Source organism: Stenotrophomonas sp. YJH_SMC_19 (genome assembly GCF_059367915.1).
Map to the genome: position 1 here is coordinate 129,291 of NZ_JCAFRI010000005.1, position 14,798 is coordinate 144,088.

Below are 14,798 nucleotides of genomic sequence, written 5' to 3' on the forward strand. Positions count from 1 at the left end.
CCAACCAGGGTTGGCACCTGTCAGGAGCGGGCAGTTGGCATCTGCCCGAAGCAGGCAGAGGCGGGTTCATTGCAGGGGTCAGCGCCCATTGCGGTGCAATGGGATCCGCCCCCGCGGTACCGATCAGCGCCTACGCGGCTTGCCGGCCGGGCGGAACTGCTGGCCCTTGCCCTTCTTGCCGCCACGCTCCTGCGCGGTCTCGGCCTGGCGGACCGCCAGCTTGGCGGCGGCGGCGGCCACTTCTTCCTTCAGCTTGAAGTAGTTGAGCAGCCGGCTCTCTTCGATCTCACCTGCGTCGATCGCTGCGCGTACGGCACAGCCCGGTTCCTGCTGGTGCTTGCAGTCGTTGAAACGGCACTGTGCGGCCAGCGCTTCGATATCGGCGAAGCCGCCTTCGGACAGCGTCTCTTCACCGGTCGGCTTCAGCTCGCGCATGCCGGGGGTGTCGATCAGGCAGGCGCCGGTCGGCAGCGGCATCAGTGCGCGGTGCGTGGTGGTGTGGCGTCCGCGCGAATCGTTGGCGCGCACCGCGTTGGTCTTCATCCGCTGCTCGCCCAGCAGGGTGTTGGTCAGCGTCGATTTGCCGGCACCGGACGAGCCCACCAGCACCACCGTGCGGCCCGGGCCCAGCCACGGTTGCAGCACCGCCACGCTGTCGGCATCCAGGCCATTGATCGCATGCAGCGCGATACCCTGCATCTCCAGCTCTTCCAGCACCGCCAGTGCGTCTTCGCTGTACTCGGTCTGGTCGGCCTTGGTCAGCACCACCACCGGTTCGGCACCGCCACCGCCGACCAGCAGCAGGTAGCGCTCGATGCGGCGCGGGTTGAAGTCGGCATCCAGCCCGCAGACGATGAACACCGTATCGATGTTGGCCGCGATCACCTGCTGGTGGTAATGCTCGCCTGCCGCACCGCGCTTGATCGCGGTACGCCGCGGCAGCAGCGCGACGATGCGGATGCCGTCGAGCAGCACCCAGTCGCCCACTGCAGGCCGTTCATGGCTGGGGAAGCGCGGGCGCTGCCATTCGGGCAGCGACTCGGCCTTGATCGAGGCATCCGGGCCATCGGCCACCACGTAGTGGGTGCGGTGCTGTTCGATCACCCGTGCCGGGCTGGCCTGCGGGTGCGCGGCCATCGCGGCCTGCCAGTCGGCCTGCTGCGGCGGGCCCGGCCAGGGCCAGCCGATGGTCTGCAGGGCGATGAAATCGGGGGTCTGGGTCATCGCCGCCATTCTACCTGTGCCAGCGCCCTGCCAGCCCAGCAGTGACGGGCCCGGAGCCCTTGCCATGCATTGCAGCAATTCCGGTAGGATGGAAGCCCCATGCCTTTCGACGGCCCAGCTCCCATGTCCACCAACTCGCCCAAGCCCCTGGCCATCCGCGAGCGCCTTTCCGAAGTGCGCTACGAAATCCGCGGAGAACTGGCGCGGCGAGCCCGGGAGCTGGAGGCGCAGGGCCGCAAGCTGATCAAGCTCAACATCGGCAATCCGGGCGCTTTCGGTTTCCGCGCGCCCGAGCACCTGCAGCGCGCGATCGCCGACGACATGGGCCGCACCGACCCGTACACCCACCAGCAGGGCCTGCCGGTGGCCCGCGAAGCCATCGCCAGCTACTACGCCCGTCGTGGCGCACCCGATGCACATCCGGACCGCGTCTTCCTCGGCAACGGCGTCAGCGAGCTGATCGACCTGTCGCTGCGTGCGCTGCTCAACCCGGGCGATGAAGTGCTGGTGCCCTCGCCCGACTACCCGCTGTGGTCGGCTTCGACCATCCTCAACGATGGCCGCCCGGTGTACTACCGCTGCGCGCCGGAGAACGGATTCCAGCCGGACCCGAGCGAGATCGAGACGCTGGTCTCTTCGCGCACCCGCGCCATCGTGCTGATCAATCCGAACAATCCCAGCGGCGCCAGCTACCCGCGCGAACTGCTGGAGCGCGTGGTGGAAATCGCGCGCCGCCACAACCTGCTGCTGCTGGTCGATGAGATCTACGACCAGATCCTGTACGACGACGCGGTGTTCCAGCCGGTCGCGCCGCTGGCCGGCGACCATCCGTGCCTGACCTTCAGCGGCCTGAGCAAGGTGCACCGCGCCTGCGGCTGGCGCGTGGGCTGGGCCCACCTCAGCGGCGACGATGCGCGCCTGGGCGACTTCCGCGCTGCGCTGGACCTGCTCGGCGCGCTGCGCCTGTGCGCCAACGTGCCAGGCCAGTACGCCATCGAAGCTGCGGTGAACGGCCCGGACACCATCTCCGAGCTGTGCACGCCAGGCGGCCGCCTGTATGAAACCCGCCGCGCGGTGATCGAGGCCTGCGAAGCCAGCGAGCACCTGTCGCTGGTCGCGCCGGCCGGCGCGCTGTACGCGTTCCCGGCCGTGGTCGGCGCCGCTGCGAAGGGCTTCGACGACCACAACTTCGCGCTGGACCTGATGAACAACGAAGGCGTGCTGGTGGTGCCGGGCTCGAGCTTCAACGTGCCGTACCGCCACCATTTCCGCGTGACCCTGATGCCGGAGGCCTCGGTGATGCGCGATGTGTTCGCCCGCATCGACCGTGTGCTGGCGCGCCGCGCCGAGGATGCGACCAAGGTCGTGCCGCTGAAGCCTCGCCGCTCGGTGGCCTGAGCCGTGGCGCTGTCCTACCTGGCGCTGGGCGATTCGTACACCATCGGTGAAGCGGTTGCAGTCGAAGGCCGTTGGCCACACCAGCTGGCCGCCGCGCTGCGCGCGCAGGACGTGGCGCTGGCCGACCCGCAGACCATTGCGACCACCGGCTGGACGACCGACGAGCTCGATGCGGGTATCGACGCGGCTGCACCACAGGGCCCGTTCGATTTCGTCAGCCTGCTGATCGGCGTCAACAACCAGTACCGCGGGCGTCCGCTGGACGAGTACCGCAGCCAGTTCCAGGCCCTGCTGCAGCGGGCGATCGGCTTCGCCGGCGGTGATGCCGGCCGCGTGCTGGTGCTGTCCTTCCCCGATTGGGGCGCCACCCCGTTCGGTGTCGGCAGTGGCCGCGACCTGGCCGCGATCGAGATCGAGACCGACGAGTTCAATGCCGCCGCCAAGGTGATCAGCACCCGGCACGGCGCAGCCTTCGTCGACATCACCGACATCAGCCGCGCGCAGGGCGAAGACCCGACGATGATCGCCGAGGACGGCCTGCATCCTTCAGCGCGGATGTACGCGCTGTGGAGCGCGCGCGCGCTGCCGGTTGCCGCGCATCTGCTTGGCGGCACGGACTGAGGCGATGGACGGCACGCCACGGAACGGCCCGCCCCTGCCCTGTGCTCCCCTGACGGCCCCGCAGGCCCGCTTGATCGCCGAAGCGTTCCGCCCGGCGCAGGCCTGGGGCAGCCGCCGCGACTACTACTACACCCGCGGCAAGCTCGGCAGCGATCCGCTGTACGACGGCGTGCTGCAGCATCTGCCTGACGACGGGCAGCCGGTGCTGGACCTCGGCTGCGGGCTGGGCCTGTTCGCCCATGTACTGCGCCAGCGCGGCGGCACCCAGCGCTACCTGGGCGTGGACGTGGATGCGGGCAAGATCGCCCGCGCGCAACGTGCCGCCGTCGAGCTGCATGACGTGCTCTTCGACTGCGTGGACGTGCAGGCGCCACTGCCGGCGCAGGCCGGGCACGTCCTGCTGCTGGACGTGCTGCAGTACCTGGACGCGGACCCACAGCAGGCACTGCTGCGCGCGGCCAGTGCACGGGTGGCCCCCGGCGGCTGCCTGCTGCTGCGCACGCCGCTGGCCACCGGCGATGGCCGCGACCGCACCACGCGGGTGGCGGATCGGCTGGCCTGGCTGGTCGGCTGGATGGGCACGCGGCCGCGCCACTATCCTGACCCGCAGGTCCTGCAGGCGACACTGACCGAAGCGGGATTGCAGGTGGCCGCCCCCCGGCCACTGCATGGGCGTACGCCGTTCAACAGCTGGCTGCTGGTAGCGCGGCGGAACCGGTAGCGCCGGGCCATGCCCGGCGAGCGCAGCGGCGCCCGTGGAACCCACCGGGCATCGCCCGGCGCTACTGCATCCGTGTCAGCTGACCGGCAGCCGCGCCTTCAGGCCGCGCTCGTCCAGCGCCTGCAGCACGCGCTCGATGATCGCCAGATTGTGGCCGTGGGCGGCGCCCTCGTGCAGCAGCACGATGGCCCCTGGGCGCAGGTCCGGCAGCAACCGCGCCAGCACGCCCTCCGGCGTGCAGCCGACGCCGTCGTAACCGCGGGCACTCCAGCCCACGCGCACCAGGCCCAGCGCCTTCAACACCGGCGCCACGAACGGGTTGGTCATGCCCACCACCGAGCGATACCAGCGCACCGGATGCCCGCTCAGCGCCTGCAGCGCATGCTGGCAGCCTTCGATCTCGGCCCGCATCGCCGCTGGGCCCAGGCGCCAGAAGCGGGCCTGCGGGTGGCTGAGACTGTGATTGCCGAGATCGTGGCCACGGCGCAGGATCTCGGCCACCAGTTCCGGCTGCGCCAGTGCACGGTCCCCCACCAGGAAGAAGGTCGCACGCGCCTGGTGGCGGTCCAGGAGGTCGAGCACGGCACGGGTTTCCGGGCCGGGGCCGTCATCGATCGTCAGCCAGACACTGTTGCCAGCGTCCGGCACCCGGCTCAATACCGGCGCGTAGAAACGGCTGTTGGGCAGGAATATCGGCACCATGAACAGCGCGTGGCTGGCCACCATCAGCGGCAGGGCCCAGTGCCAGCCTGCCAGTACCCATACCAGGATCACGGCCAACTGCGACGCCACCAGCCAGGGCAGCCAGCGCCAGGGCCGGGTCGGGATGCGATGCAATGTTCCTGCGTTGCTCATCCCCCATGATGCCATGGGGGGTAGAATTGATGATTCGAATTCCCGGAACCCCGACGTCCATGTCCCTCGATCCCGCCCTGCGTTCGCGCATCGAATCCATCCTCAACGCCAACCGCGTCGTGCTGTTCATGAAGGGCCAGCCGTCGATGCCGCAGTGTGGCTTCTCGGCCAAGGCCGTGGGCGCGCTGCAGGACCTCGGTGTCGAGTTCGCCCACGTCAACGTGCTGGCCGACCAGGAAATCCGTGAAGGCATCAAGGCCTACGGCGACTGGCCGACCATCCCGCAGCTGTACATCGACGGCGAACTGGTCGGCGGCAGCGACATCGTGCTGCAGATGGCCGCCAGCGGCGAACTGAGCAGCGTGCTGGGCCTGGCCGCACCGGACCGCACCCCGCCGAGCATCACCGTCACCCCGGCCGCTGTGGAAATGCTCAAGGGCGCGCTGGCCGACGCCCCGGGCGCTGCCCTGCAGCTGACCATCGACGCCGGCTTCCAGCCGAACTTCCAGCTGGCCCCGCATGACGAAGGCGCGATCGCTGCCGAGTCCAATGGGCTGCGCGTGCAGTTCGACCTGTCCAGCGCCCGGCGCGCCAACGGCATCACCATCGACTGGGTGGACGACATCCGCGGCAAGGGCCTGGCCATCGACAATCCGAACGCACCCAAGCCGGTGCAGGAAATCAGCGTGCGTGATGCCGATGACCTGGTGCGTGCCGGCAACATCACCCTGGTGGACGTGCGCCCGGCCGAGGAGCGCGAGATCGCTGCTGTGGGCGTGCCGTTCAAGAGTTTCGACGGCAACGGCCGTGCGGAGCTGGAGGCCCTGCCCAAGGACACCGCACTGGCCTTCATGTGCCACCACGGCGGCCGCAGCGCACGGGCTGCCGAGCAGTTCCGTGCACTGGGCTTCACCAAGGTGTTCAACGTCACCGGCGGCATCAACGCCTGGTCGGAAGAGGTGGACAACGGCGTGCCGAAGTACTGATCGGCACTGAAAAAGGGGACGGAGGGGATTAAGTCGTTTATGGCACAAACGACTTAATCCCCTCCGTCCCCTTTTTCTTAGCCGGCGAACCCGCCTTCGGCCAGGTAATCCAGTTCTTCCGCCGTGGGGAAGCGACCGAGCACGGCATTGCGATGCGGGAAACGACCGAAGCGGCGGATGATGTCGCGGTGCAGTTCGGCGTACTGCAGGTATTCCTTGTCACCCAGCACGTCGAACATCGCCACCGAGCGGTCCTGGTCCAGCGGATCCTCGGAGTGCTCGAACGGCAGGTAGATGAAGGCGCGCAGCTTCGGCACCAGCTGCAGGTCCAGGCCTTCCTCGATGGCGCGCATGGCGTAATGCCGGGCCAGGCCATCGGTGGCGTAGGAATGGGCAGTACCCCGGAAGCAGTTGCGCGGGAACTGGTCGAGCAGCAGCATCAGGGCCAGCGCCCCTTCGGCACTGCCCAGCCAATGTTCGCGCGCGCGCGAAGCGGCGGCGAAATGCTCATCCAGAAACAACTGGCGGAACTGCGCGTCGAACGCGTCGTCGCGGGCGAACCACTTCGCAGGGCCCGCCTCCTTCCAGAATTCCACCACTTGCGCGGCAACGTCCATCACCTACTCCCCAGGGCCGGCGCGCCGCGCCAGGCGATCGTCATCATTCGTCGAAGCGCAGGTGGCGGACCGACTTGCCGTTGCGCCGGATAAGCTTAAGCGCCTCGATACCGATCTGGATATGGTTTTCCACGAACTGGGAGCTGACCTTGGCATCGGAGGCTTCGGTCTTGACCCCATCGGGGATCATCGGCTGGTCCGACACCAGCAGCAGCGCACCGCTGGGGATGTGGTTGGCGAAGCCGGCGGCGAACACGGTGGCGGTTTCCATGTCGATGGCCATGCAGCGCATCGCCCGCAGCCGCTCCTTGAAGGCCTCGTCGTGCTCCCAGACCCGGCGGTTGGTGGTGTAGACGGTGCCTGTCCAATAGTCGTGGCCAAGGTCGCGGATCATGGTCGAGACCGCACGCTGCAGCGCGAACGCCGGCAACGCCGGCACTTCCGGCGGCAGGTAGTCTCCCGAGGTACCCTCGCCACGGATCGCAGCGATCGGCAGCACCAGGTCGCCCAGCTGGTTCTTGCGCTTGAGGCCGCCGCACTTGCCCAGGAACAGCACCGCCTTGGGCATCACCGCCGACAGCAGGTCCATGATGATCGCGGCATTGGGGCTGCCCATGCCGAAGTTGATCATGGTGATGCCGTCGATCGTGGCGCTTGCCATCGGCCGGTCCAGGCCGATGACCGGCGCACCGGTCAGCTCGGAAAAGGTATGCAGGTAGCCGCCGAAGTTGGTCAGCAGGATGTGCTGGCCGAACTGGTCCAGAGGCACGCCGGTATACCGGGGCAGCCAGTTGTCGACGATTTCCTGCTTGCTTTTCATGGGCGGTCCGGTACGGCGGGGGACCGGGTATTTTCGGCCACCCGGCCGGTGCAGTCGAGCCGCCGTCGACCGTCCTGTGAAGAAGGTCACTTGGCAAGCCCGCCGCCACCGGGCTAGCGTCGGCGGTTGGACCAGGTTGCAAGGGGAACTGCATGGCATCGACGTTGTTGCGCGCCGGGGTGGTCCTGGCGCTGCTTTCATTGAGCACGGCTCCGGCGGTGGGCGCCTCGCGCTTTGTCGCCGATCCCTACCCCAGCACCTACCAGGCCCATCCCGATGCGCCGGTACTGATCCAGAATGCCACCGTGCTGACCGGTACCGGCCAGCGCCTGGACAACGCCGATGTGCTGCTGCGCGACGGCCGCATCGTTGCCGTCGGCCGCCAGCTGCAGGCCGATGCGGGCGTCACCCGCATTGATGCACAGGGCAAGTGGGTCACTCCGGGCCTGATCGACGTGCATTCGCACCTGGGCGTGTATCCCAGCCCGGGTGTCGGTGCGCACAGCGACGGCAACGAGATGACCGCACCGGTCACCGCCAACGTCTGGGCCGAACACTCGGTGTGGCCGCAGGACCCGGGCTTCGCCACCGCGCTGGCCGGCGGCGTGACCAGCATGCAGGTGCTGCCGGGCTCGGCCAACCTTGTCGGTGGCCGCGGCGTGACGCTGAAGAACGTCCCGGCCATCACCTACCAGGCGATGAAGTTCCCCGGTGCGCCGTGGGGCCTGAAAATGGCCTGCGGCGAGAACCCCAAGCGGGTCTATGGCGAGGGCAAGGGCGTGACCCCGGCCACGCGCATGGGCAACGTGGCCGGCTATCGTGCCGCCTTCATCGATGCCGCCGACTACATCGCCAAGAACAAGCCCAAGCCGGCAAAGCGCAAGAGCTGGTTCGGCAGCGACAAGGGCGACAGCGCCGGTGATGCCGGCGGCAAGCGCGATCTCAAGCTGGACACGCTGGCCGGCGCGATCGAAGGCGACATCCGCGTGCACATCCACTGCTACCGCGCCGACGAGATGGCCACCATGCTCGATCTGGCCAAGGAATTCGGCTTCAAGGTAGCCGCCTTCCACCACGGCGTGGAGGCCTACAAGCTGGCCGACAGGCTGGCCGCCGACGGCGTCTGCGGTGCGCTGTGGGCCGACTGGTGGGGCTTCAAGATGGAAGCCTTCGACGGCATTCCGGAGAACATCGCGCTGGTCGACCGGCCGAAGAACAGCTGCGCCATCGTCCACTCCGATTCACCCGAGGGCATCCAGCGCCTGAACCAGGAAGCGGCCAAGGTGATGGCGTCCGCGCGCCGCGCGCGCATGCCGGAGATCACGCCCGAACACGCCATCACCTGGATGACCGCCAACGCCGCCAAGGCGCTGGGCATTGAAGGCCAGACCGGCACACTGGAGGCCGGCAAGATGGCCGACGTGGTGGTCTGGAACGGCAACCCTTTCAGTTCCTACGCGCTGGCCGAGCAGGTCTTCATTGATGGCCGCAGGTTGTACGACCGCAGTGCACCGGCAGCGACGCCGCGTTCTGATTTCCAGCTTGGCCAGGAGGTGCGTTGATGATGGTGCTCAAGCAGTTGGCGCAGTCTGCCGCGAAGGGCAGCCGAGCATGGTTCGGCGCTACTGTCATGGTGCTGGCCTGCATCTCCGCATCCGCACAGGCACAGGACCTGCTGGTGCGCAACGCAACGGTGCACACAGCCAGCGCACGCGGCAGCCTGCACAACGCCGATGTGCTGGTCCAGGGTGGCATCATCCGCGCGGTCGGCCCCGGCCTGTCCGCGCCGGCCGGGGCGACCGTGGTCGAAGCCAATGGCAGGCCGCTGACCCCGGCCCTGTTCGGTGGCATCACCGAAACCGGCATCGAAGAGGTCTCGGGTGAATCGAGCACGGTGGACAGTTCGTTGAAGCTCGGTGAGCAGCCGCTGCGCCCGGAATTCGACGTCACCCTCGCCTACAACCCGGCCTCGGTGCTGATTCCGGTCACGCGCCTGGAAGGCATCGGCTTCACTGCATTGGGGGCAGCCACCGGTGGTGGTTTCGTGGCCGGCCAGGGCGGCGTGATGCGGCTGGACGGCAGCGCCGACCCGATCGGCCCGCGTGCCCTGTTCCTGCGCATCGGTGCGGCCGCCTCCGAACTGACCGGCCATTCGCGCGCCGCGCAATGGATGCTGCTGCAACAGATGGTCGACGAAGCACGCGGCCAGGTGGCTGCAGACTCGCCGCACGCGCTGCTGACCCCGGCCGGGCGCCGCACACTCAGTCGCTACCTGGCCGGCCAGGGCCGCATCGTGGTGGAGGTGGATCGTGCCTCGGACATCCGCCAGCTGCTGCGCTGGGCCACACGCGAGAAGGTGAAGATCGCCATTGCCGGTGCCAGCGAAGCCTGGCAGGTCGCGCCGGAGCTGGCCGCTGCGCACGTGCCGGTATTCGTCGACGTGCTGGCCAACCTGCCAGCCAGCTTCGACCAGATCGGTGCCACCCTGGAAACCGCCGCACGCCTGCAGCGTGCAGGCGTGCCGGTGTCGTTCGTGCAGCGCGGCGACGCCACCCACAATGCGCGCAAGATGCGCCAGCTGGCTGGCAATGCAGTGGCCAACGGCCTGCCCTGGGCTGACGGTCTGGCCGGGCTGACCCGGGTACCCGCACAGGCGTTCGGCGTGGCCGACCAGATCGGCAGCATCGAGCCCGGCAAGCGCGCCGACCTGGTGCTGTGGGAAGGCGACCCGCTGGACGTGGCGCACTATGCCGAACAGGTCTGGCTGGGCGGGCGTGCGATGCCGATGCGCTCGCGCCAGACCGACCTGCGTGATCGCTACCTGCAGCGCAATGCGCAGCCCTGACTGCATTGAAGGACACCACCATGGCCACCCTGCGCTGGTACTTCGACTTCGTCTCGCCCTACTCCTACCTGCACTGGCAGAAGCTGAAACAGTTGCCGCAGTTCGCGCAGATCCAGACCGTGCCGATCGCCTTCGGCGCGGTGCTGCATCACCTGGGCAATCTCGGGCCGGCCGAGATTCCGGCCAAGCGCCGTTTCATGTACCGCCAGCTGCAATGGACCGCGCAGGCCGAGGGCACGCCGATGCGCTTCCCGCCCGGCCATCCGTTCAATCCGTTGTCGGCGCTGCGCCTGTGCCTGGCCGCCGGAGCCAGCGCACAGGCGGTGGACGTGCTGTTCGACTGGATTTGGCGCGACGGCCATGCCGGTGACAGCGCCGAGGCCCTGCGCGAACCGGGTGCGCAGCTGGGCATCGAGGATGTCGCCAGCGCCATCGCCGCCCCGGCGGTCAAGGAACAGCTGCGGCGCAACACCGAGGCCGCAATCGGCGCCGGGGTGTTCGGGGTCCCGACCCTGGCCATCGACCAGGAACTGTTCTGGGGCAACGACGCCCATCCGCTGATGGCGGCCGTGCTGGCCGATCCTGCCCTGCTGCAGCAGCCCGAATGGCAACGCCTGGACAGCCTGCCGGTGGCGGTACAGCGCGATCGCTGAACAGGGGTGGCGCCTTTCCCTCGGGCGCGGGCTCTGGTTTTGAGATAGATTTCACGTTTCCGAACCTACAACCGCCCTGGAGGGGGAGCCGCGGATGCGCATCGGAATCGTCGTCGACTCGGCCTGCGACCTGCCGCAGGACTTCATTGCCGAGCACAACATCGTGCTGCTGCCGATCACCGTCCGCATCGGCGAAGCCGTGCTGGCCGATCACCGCGATGAGCAGGCCACGCTGAGCTTCCTGCACGCGCACGTGGCCGAACACGGCGCCGAGGCGGAAACCATTCCCTTCAGTGTCAACCAGATCCGCGACCTGTTCCTGCAGCAGCTGGTGATCGATTACGACCACGTGTTCTGCATGACCATCACCAAGACCCGCAGCCCGATCCATGACAACGCGCTGCAGGCCAGCTTCGCCATCCTCAACGACTACAAGCCGGTGCGCCAGGCGGCAGGCTACAACTCACCGTTCGCGCTGCGCGTGCTCGATACCCAGAACCTGTTCGCCGCGCAGGCGGTTACGGCGGTGGAAGCCGTGCGCCTGCGCGAGAGCAACGCCAGCGTGCAGCAGATCCGGGAGCGGCTGGAGGAACTGGCCGGCAACGTGCACGGCTACATGGTCACCCGTGACCTGTACTACATGCGTGCGCGCGCACGGCACAAGGGTGACCGCAGTGTCGGCCTGCTCAGCGCCGCACTGGGCAGCGCGCTGGACATCAAGCCGGTGCTGCATGGCTACCGCGGCGAGACCGGGCCGGTGGCCAAGATCAAGGGATTCGACAATGCCGTGCAGAAGCTGTTCGCGGTGGTCGGCCAGCGCGTACGTGCCGGACTGATGACGCCGACGGTGTGCGTCAGCTACGGCGGAGAACTGGACGAGCTGCGTGCCCTGCCCGGCTACGCACAGCTGAAAGAGGTCTGCGCCACTCATGGCGTGACCGTGTACGAATCGGTGATGAGCCTGACCGGCATGGTCAACGTCGGCAAGGGCGCGGTCACCGTAGGCTTCGCCGATGGGCCGCATCGGTTCGAATGAGCGCTGGCCACGGCCGGAATCTGCACATCGATTCCACTGCGGTTGTGCCAGTCTTGCCGCACTTCAAGGAGAACTCCATGCCTGCGCAGTACCACATCAGCCTGCCCGACCCGTCCAAGGCCCGTGGCAATGACCCTGACCTGTCCTTCCACTCGCAGGGCGCCGCCGGTTTCGCCGAAGAGCTGCAGGATGCCCTGCGCAGCGGCACGCTGTTCGAGCGCTGGAAGGCCAAGCAGCCCGACCCGGACGCGGTGGAACCGCAGTGGGGCGTGACCGATCCGGAGGCCACCGTGACCGGCGAGCAGAAGGACCTGCGCATCAACCTGGTCGCCACCACCCGCATCGACAGTGACGTGTTCAAGCAGCGCCTGCGCCTGCTGGCCGGCAGCCACTGGGAACTGCGCGACGTGCGTTGAGGCCCTGCCCTGGTAGGTGCCAACCTTGGTTGGCAACTACCGCGACGCGAGGTAGTGCCGGCCGCTGGCCGGCATCCACACCCCCCATGAAAATGCCGGCCAGCGGCCGGCACTACCAGCCTCCACCCAGCGCGCGGTACAGCTCTACACGCGCGATCGCGGCGGTGGCTTGGCTGTTGGCCAGCGCGGCCTGGTTGTCCAGTGCGATGCGCTGGGTGGTCAGCACGTCCAGCATGTCGACCACGCCGGCCTGGTACTGCCGGCGCGCCGCCCCCAGTGCCGTCTCGCTCTCATCCACTGCCACGTGCAGCTGCACCGTGCGCTGCTGCTCGGCACTGTAGCCATCCATGGCGTCATCCACTTCGTGCCATGCCTGCAGCACGGTACGGCGGAACTGCAGGGCCGACTGTTGCTGCTGCAGCCTGCTCAGCGCGAGATTGGCCTTCAGCCGTCCGCCCTGGAAGATCGGCAGGCTGATCGACGGACCGATGCTGAAACGGTGCGCGTTCCAGCCATCCAGATCATCGAGCTGCTTGGCCTGGAAGCCGGCGTCGCCATTCAAGGTGATGCGCGGCAGGAAACTGGCCTTGGCCACGCCGATGCCTGCCGTTGCCGCATGCAGTGCCGCTTCGGCACGACGGATGTCAGGGCGACGCTCGGCCAGTTCACTGGGCAGCCCCACCGCTACGGCCGGCAACGCCGGCCAGTCACGGCGTGCATCCTGCAGCTGCGCGTCCAGCGCCTGCGGCGGCTGCGCCAGCAGGAACGCCAGCGCATTGCGCAGCTGCGATTCGCGATGCCGCAACGGCGCGATGCGTGCCTGCAGCGATGCCACCTGCGCGGCCGCGCTGGACACCTGCAGCGTGCTGGCCACACCCTGGCGTTGGCGTGCTTCGGTCAGGCGTTTGATGTCGTGGGCGATGCTGAGGTTGTCCTCGGTGATCGCCAGCAGCTGCCGCGTCGCGCGCAGCTGCAGGTAATCACGCGCGGTTTCCGCCAGCAGCGCGATGCGCACTGCATGTGCATCCTCCTCGGCCATCTGCACGCGCGCGTCGGCCGCTTCCACCTGCCGCCGCACGCGGCCCCACAGGTCCAGTTCCCAGCTCAGGCCGATACCGGCCTGGAACAGCCCGTAGTCATCACGGCCGCCGTTGCCGGACGGATCATTCAGGCCCACCTCGCTGTTGCGTGCACGCACGCCACTGGCGCTCGCGCTGACGCTGGGCAGGCGATCGGCGGCGGTGATGCCGCGTGCAGCACGGCTCTGCTGCACGCGGTTGGCCGCCAGCTGCAGGTCCAGGTTGGCCGCCAGCACCTGGTTGGCCAGCTGCCCCAGCAGCGGATCGTCGAAACCGGCCCACCAGGCCGCGTCCTGGTCGATGGCGTTGCCGGCGACGGCCTCACCCTGCCAGTGGCTGGGCAGTTCCGCCTGCGGGCGTACGAAGTCCGGCCCCATCGTGCAGGCAGCCAAGGCCGTGCACAGGCTGGCCGCAACGAAGGTGCGGAACACGGTGACTGCGCTCATGCGCCCTCCCCGCTCTTGTGGCCCGGACTGTGCTGCACGCTCTGCGCGCGCGCGCGGCTGCCCAGGTCAACGCTGGCTTCCACCGACATGCCGGCACGCAGCTGGTCCAGCAGCGGCTGGCCCGGCTCCAGCACGATCTTCACCGGAATGCGCTGCACCACCTTGGTGAAGTTGCCGGTGGCGTTCTCTGGTGCGACTGCAGCAAAGGTGACGCCGGTGGCTGGTGCAATGCTGTCGATGTGCCCGCGCAGCGGCTTGCCCGGGAATACGTCCACCTTCAGTTCGACCTGCTGGCCGGCCTGCATGCGGGTCATCTGCGTTTCCTGGAAGTTGGCGACCACGAAGGCGCGCTTCAGCGGCACCACCGCGGCCACCGGCGTACCCGGCGTCAGGTAGGCACCCACGCGCACCGCGCGGCGACCGACCATGCCATCGATCGGTGCGCGCAGCACGGTGTGCGACAGATCCAGTTCGGCGCGCGCCTGCGCCGCTTCCGCACGCTGCACCGCCGCCTGTGCAGCCTGCACGCCCGCGCTGAGGATGTCGGTGCGCTGGCGTGCGGTCGACAGCGCGGCCTGGCCCTGCTGCAGATGCGCACTGGCCACGGCCTGCTTCGACTGCGCCTGCTGCGCGTTCTGCACGGTACCGGCGCCGTCACGGGCCAGTTCGCGGTAACGCTGCTGGTCGGCACTGGCCAGGGTCAGCTCGGAACGGCTGACATCGACACTGGCCCTGGCCTGCGCGATCAACGAGTCCTGCTGGGCCAGTGCGGCCTGCGTATTGGCCAGCTGTGCACGGGCATTGGCGAGGTCGGCACGGGCCGCCTGCAGGGCGACCTGGTAGTCGCGGTCGTCGATGCGGGCCAGCACATCACCGGCCTTCACCGACTGGTTGTCCTCGACTTCCACGGCACTGACGAAGCCGGGAATCTTCGGCGCTACCAGGGTGTAGTCGGCCACCACGTACGCGTTGTTGGTGGTCTGGTGGCCGCCATCGCGCAGCAGCAGCCACGCGCCGACGGCCAGGGCCAGCACGCCCAGGCCCAGGCCGGTGTTGAGGGTGGTTCGATTGATCGTCATGA

Annotated in this window: 15 protein-coding genes; 9 read left to right on the forward strand and 6 right to left on the reverse strand. The window is 68.3% G+C overall.

The window, feature by feature from the left end:
* Positions 1 to 123 precede the first annotated feature (123 nt).
* Positions 124 to 1,233: a ribosome small subunit-dependent GTPase A gene (gene rsgA, locus AC5P5R_RS08090; RefSeq protein ID WP_100438103.1), complete on the reverse strand. Its 1,110-nt coding sequence runs from the start codon at positions 1,231 to 1,233 to the stop codon at positions 124 to 126.
* Between the two features lie 114 nt (positions 1,234 to 1,347).
* On the opposite strand from rsgA, the gene AC5P5R_RS08095 reads away from it, so the two are divergent.
* From AC5P5R_RS08095 to AC5P5R_RS08105, 3 genes are read left to right on the forward strand one after another with little or no spacing between them, the layout of a single operon-like run.
* A complete protein-coding gene (locus tag AC5P5R_RS08095) occupies positions 1,348 to 2,622 on the forward strand; it encodes a pyridoxal phosphate-dependent aminotransferase (protein WP_005414441.1) in 1,275 nt (424 codons plus the stop codon).
* A 3-nt stretch (positions 2,623 to 2,625) separates the two neighbouring features.
* On the forward strand, positions 2,626 to 3,243 hold the full coding sequence (locus AC5P5R_RS08100) for an SGNH/GDSL hydrolase family protein (protein WP_100438104.1): 618 nt from the start codon (positions 2,626 to 2,628) through the stop codon (positions 3,241 to 3,243).
* Between the two features lie 4 nt (positions 3,244 to 3,247).
* Positions 3,248 to 3,964, forward strand: a complete 717-nt coding sequence (locus AC5P5R_RS08105; protein ID WP_164281627.1) for a class I SAM-dependent methyltransferase — start codon at positions 3,248 to 3,250, stop codon at positions 3,962 to 3,964.
* A 75-nt stretch (positions 3,965 to 4,039) separates the two neighbouring features.
* Here the strand turns inward: AC5P5R_RS08105 and AC5P5R_RS08110 are convergent, their stop codons facing one another.
* Positions 4,040 to 4,819 carry a polysaccharide deacetylase family protein gene (locus tag AC5P5R_RS08110; RefSeq protein ID WP_100438105.1) on the reverse strand — a complete coding sequence of 260 codons (780 nt, stop codon included), beginning with the start codon at positions 4,817 to 4,819 and terminating at the stop codon, positions 4,040 to 4,042.
* Between the two features lie 59 nt (positions 4,820 to 4,878).
* Here AC5P5R_RS08110 and grxD point away from each other — a divergent pair, with 59 nt between their 5' ends.
* Positions 4,879 to 5,805: a Grx4 family monothiol glutaredoxin gene (gene grxD / locus AC5P5R_RS08115; RefSeq protein ID WP_164281628.1), complete on the forward strand. Its 927-nt coding sequence runs from the start codon at positions 4,879 to 4,881 to the stop codon at positions 5,803 to 5,805.
* Between the two features lie 77 nt (positions 5,806 to 5,882).
* Here the strand turns inward: grxD and AC5P5R_RS08120 are convergent, their stop codons facing one another.
* Together AC5P5R_RS08120 and AC5P5R_RS08125 are read right to left on the reverse strand one after the other, a co-directional pair.
* Positions 5,883 to 6,422 (reverse strand): DUF924 family protein, encoded by a 540-nt coding sequence (locus AC5P5R_RS08120; RefSeq protein WP_005410992.1) that lies wholly within the window; start codon positions 6,420 to 6,422, stop codon positions 5,883 to 5,885.
* A 43-nt stretch (positions 6,423 to 6,465) separates the two neighbouring features.
* A complete protein-coding gene (locus AC5P5R_RS08125) occupies positions 6,466 to 7,242 on the reverse strand; it encodes an AMP nucleosidase (protein WP_005414446.1) in 777 nt (258 codons plus the stop codon).
* 152 nt (positions 7,243 to 7,394) lie between these two features.
* Here AC5P5R_RS08125 and AC5P5R_RS08130 point away from each other — a divergent pair, with 152 nt between their 5' ends.
* The 5 genes from AC5P5R_RS08130 to AC5P5R_RS08150 all read left to right on the forward strand — a co-directional run bounded on the left by AC5P5R_RS08130 (position 7,395) and on the right by AC5P5R_RS08150 (position 12,192).
* Positions 7,395 to 8,804, forward strand: a complete 1,410-nt coding sequence (locus tag AC5P5R_RS08130; RefSeq protein ID WP_012481231.1) for an amidohydrolase — start codon at positions 7,395 to 7,397, stop codon at positions 8,802 to 8,804.
* On the forward strand, positions 8,804 to 10,087 hold the full coding sequence (locus AC5P5R_RS08135; protein ID WP_005410995.1) for an amidohydrolase family protein: 1,284 nt from the start codon (positions 8,804 to 8,806) through the stop codon (positions 10,085 to 10,087). The genes AC5P5R_RS08130 and AC5P5R_RS08135 overlap by 1 nt, the downstream gene beginning before the upstream one ends.
* Before the next feature lie 20 nt (positions 10,088 to 10,107).
* On the forward strand, positions 10,108 to 10,740 hold the full coding sequence (locus tag AC5P5R_RS08140) for a 2-hydroxychromene-2-carboxylate isomerase (protein WP_005414448.1): 633 nt from the start codon (positions 10,108 to 10,110) through the stop codon (positions 10,738 to 10,740).
* 94 nt (positions 10,741 to 10,834) lie between these two features.
* Entirely contained in the window at positions 10,835 to 11,776 is a 942-nt protein-coding gene (locus tag AC5P5R_RS08145) for a DegV family protein (protein ID WP_005410997.1), read from the forward strand.
* Between the two features lie 77 nt (positions 11,777 to 11,853).
* Entirely contained in the window at positions 11,854 to 12,192 is a 339-nt protein-coding gene (locus AC5P5R_RS08150; protein WP_005410998.1) for a hypothetical protein, read from the forward strand.
* A 112-nt stretch (positions 12,193 to 12,304) separates the two neighbouring features.
* Here the strand turns inward: AC5P5R_RS08150 and AC5P5R_RS08155 are convergent, their stop codons facing one another.
* Together AC5P5R_RS08155 and AC5P5R_RS08160 are read right to left on the reverse strand one after the other, a co-directional pair.
* Complete coding sequence (locus tag AC5P5R_RS08155; protein ID WP_043034035.1) at positions 12,305 to 13,717, reverse strand: efflux transporter outer membrane subunit; 1,413 nt, start codon at positions 13,715 to 13,717, stop codon at positions 12,305 to 12,307.
* Positions 13,714 to 14,796, reverse strand: coding sequence for an HlyD family secretion protein (locus tag AC5P5R_RS08160; RefSeq protein ID WP_100438107.1), 1,083 nt, complete (start codon positions 14,794 to 14,796; stop codon positions 13,714 to 13,716). The genes AC5P5R_RS08155 and AC5P5R_RS08160 overlap by 4 nt, the downstream gene beginning before the upstream one ends.
* Positions 14,797 to 14,798: the final 2 nt, after the last annotated feature.

Coding starts and splice junctions, on each gene's coding strand:
- AC5P5R_RS08150 (WP_005410998.1), top strand. CDS start 11,854: ATGCCTGCGCAGTACCACATCAGCCTGCCCGACCCGTCCAAGGCCCGT.
- grxD (WP_164281628.1), top strand. CDS start 4,879: ATGTCCCTCGATCCCGCCCTGCGTTCGCGCATCGAATCCATCCTCAAC.
- AC5P5R_RS08095 (WP_005414441.1), top strand. CDS start 1,348: ATGTCCACCAACTCGCCCAAGCCCCTGGCCATCCGCGAGCGCCTTTCC.
- AC5P5R_RS08120 (WP_005410992.1), bottom strand. CDS start 6,422: ATGGACGTTGCCGCGCAAGTGGTGGAATTCTGGAAGGAGGCGGGCCCT.
- AC5P5R_RS08130 (WP_012481231.1), top strand. CDS start 7,395: ATGGCATCGACGTTGTTGCGCGCCGGGGTGGTCCTGGCGCTGCTTTCA.
- AC5P5R_RS08155 (WP_043034035.1), bottom strand. CDS start 13,717: ATGAGCGCAGTCACCGTGTTCCGCACCTTCGTTGCGGCCAGCCTGTGC.
- AC5P5R_RS08135 (WP_005410995.1), top strand. CDS start 8,804: ATGATGGTGCTCAAGCAGTTGGCGCAGTCTGCCGCGAAGGGCAGCCGA.
- AC5P5R_RS08145 (WP_005410997.1), top strand. CDS start 10,835: ATGCGCATCGGAATCGTCGTCGACTCGGCCTGCGACCTGCCGCAGGAC.
- AC5P5R_RS08140 (WP_005414448.1), top strand. CDS start 10,108: ATGGCCACCCTGCGCTGGTACTTCGACTTCGTCTCGCCCTACTCCTAC.
- rsgA (WP_100438103.1), bottom strand. CDS start 1,233: ATGGCGGCGATGACCCAGACCCCCGATTTCATCGCCCTGCAGACCATC.
- AC5P5R_RS08125 (WP_005414446.1), bottom strand. CDS start 7,242: ATGAAAAGCAAGCAGGAAATCGTCGACAACTGGCTGCCCCGGTATACC.
- AC5P5R_RS08160 (WP_100438107.1), bottom strand. CDS start 14,796: ATGACGATCAATCGAACCACCCTCAACACCGGCCTGGGCCTGGGCGTG.
- AC5P5R_RS08110 (WP_100438105.1), bottom strand. CDS start 4,819: ATGAGCAACGCAGGAACATTGCATCGCATCCCGACCCGGCCCTGGCGC.
- AC5P5R_RS08105 (WP_164281627.1), top strand. CDS start 3,248: ATGGACGGCACGCCACGGAACGGCCCGCCCCTGCCCTGTGCTCCCCTG.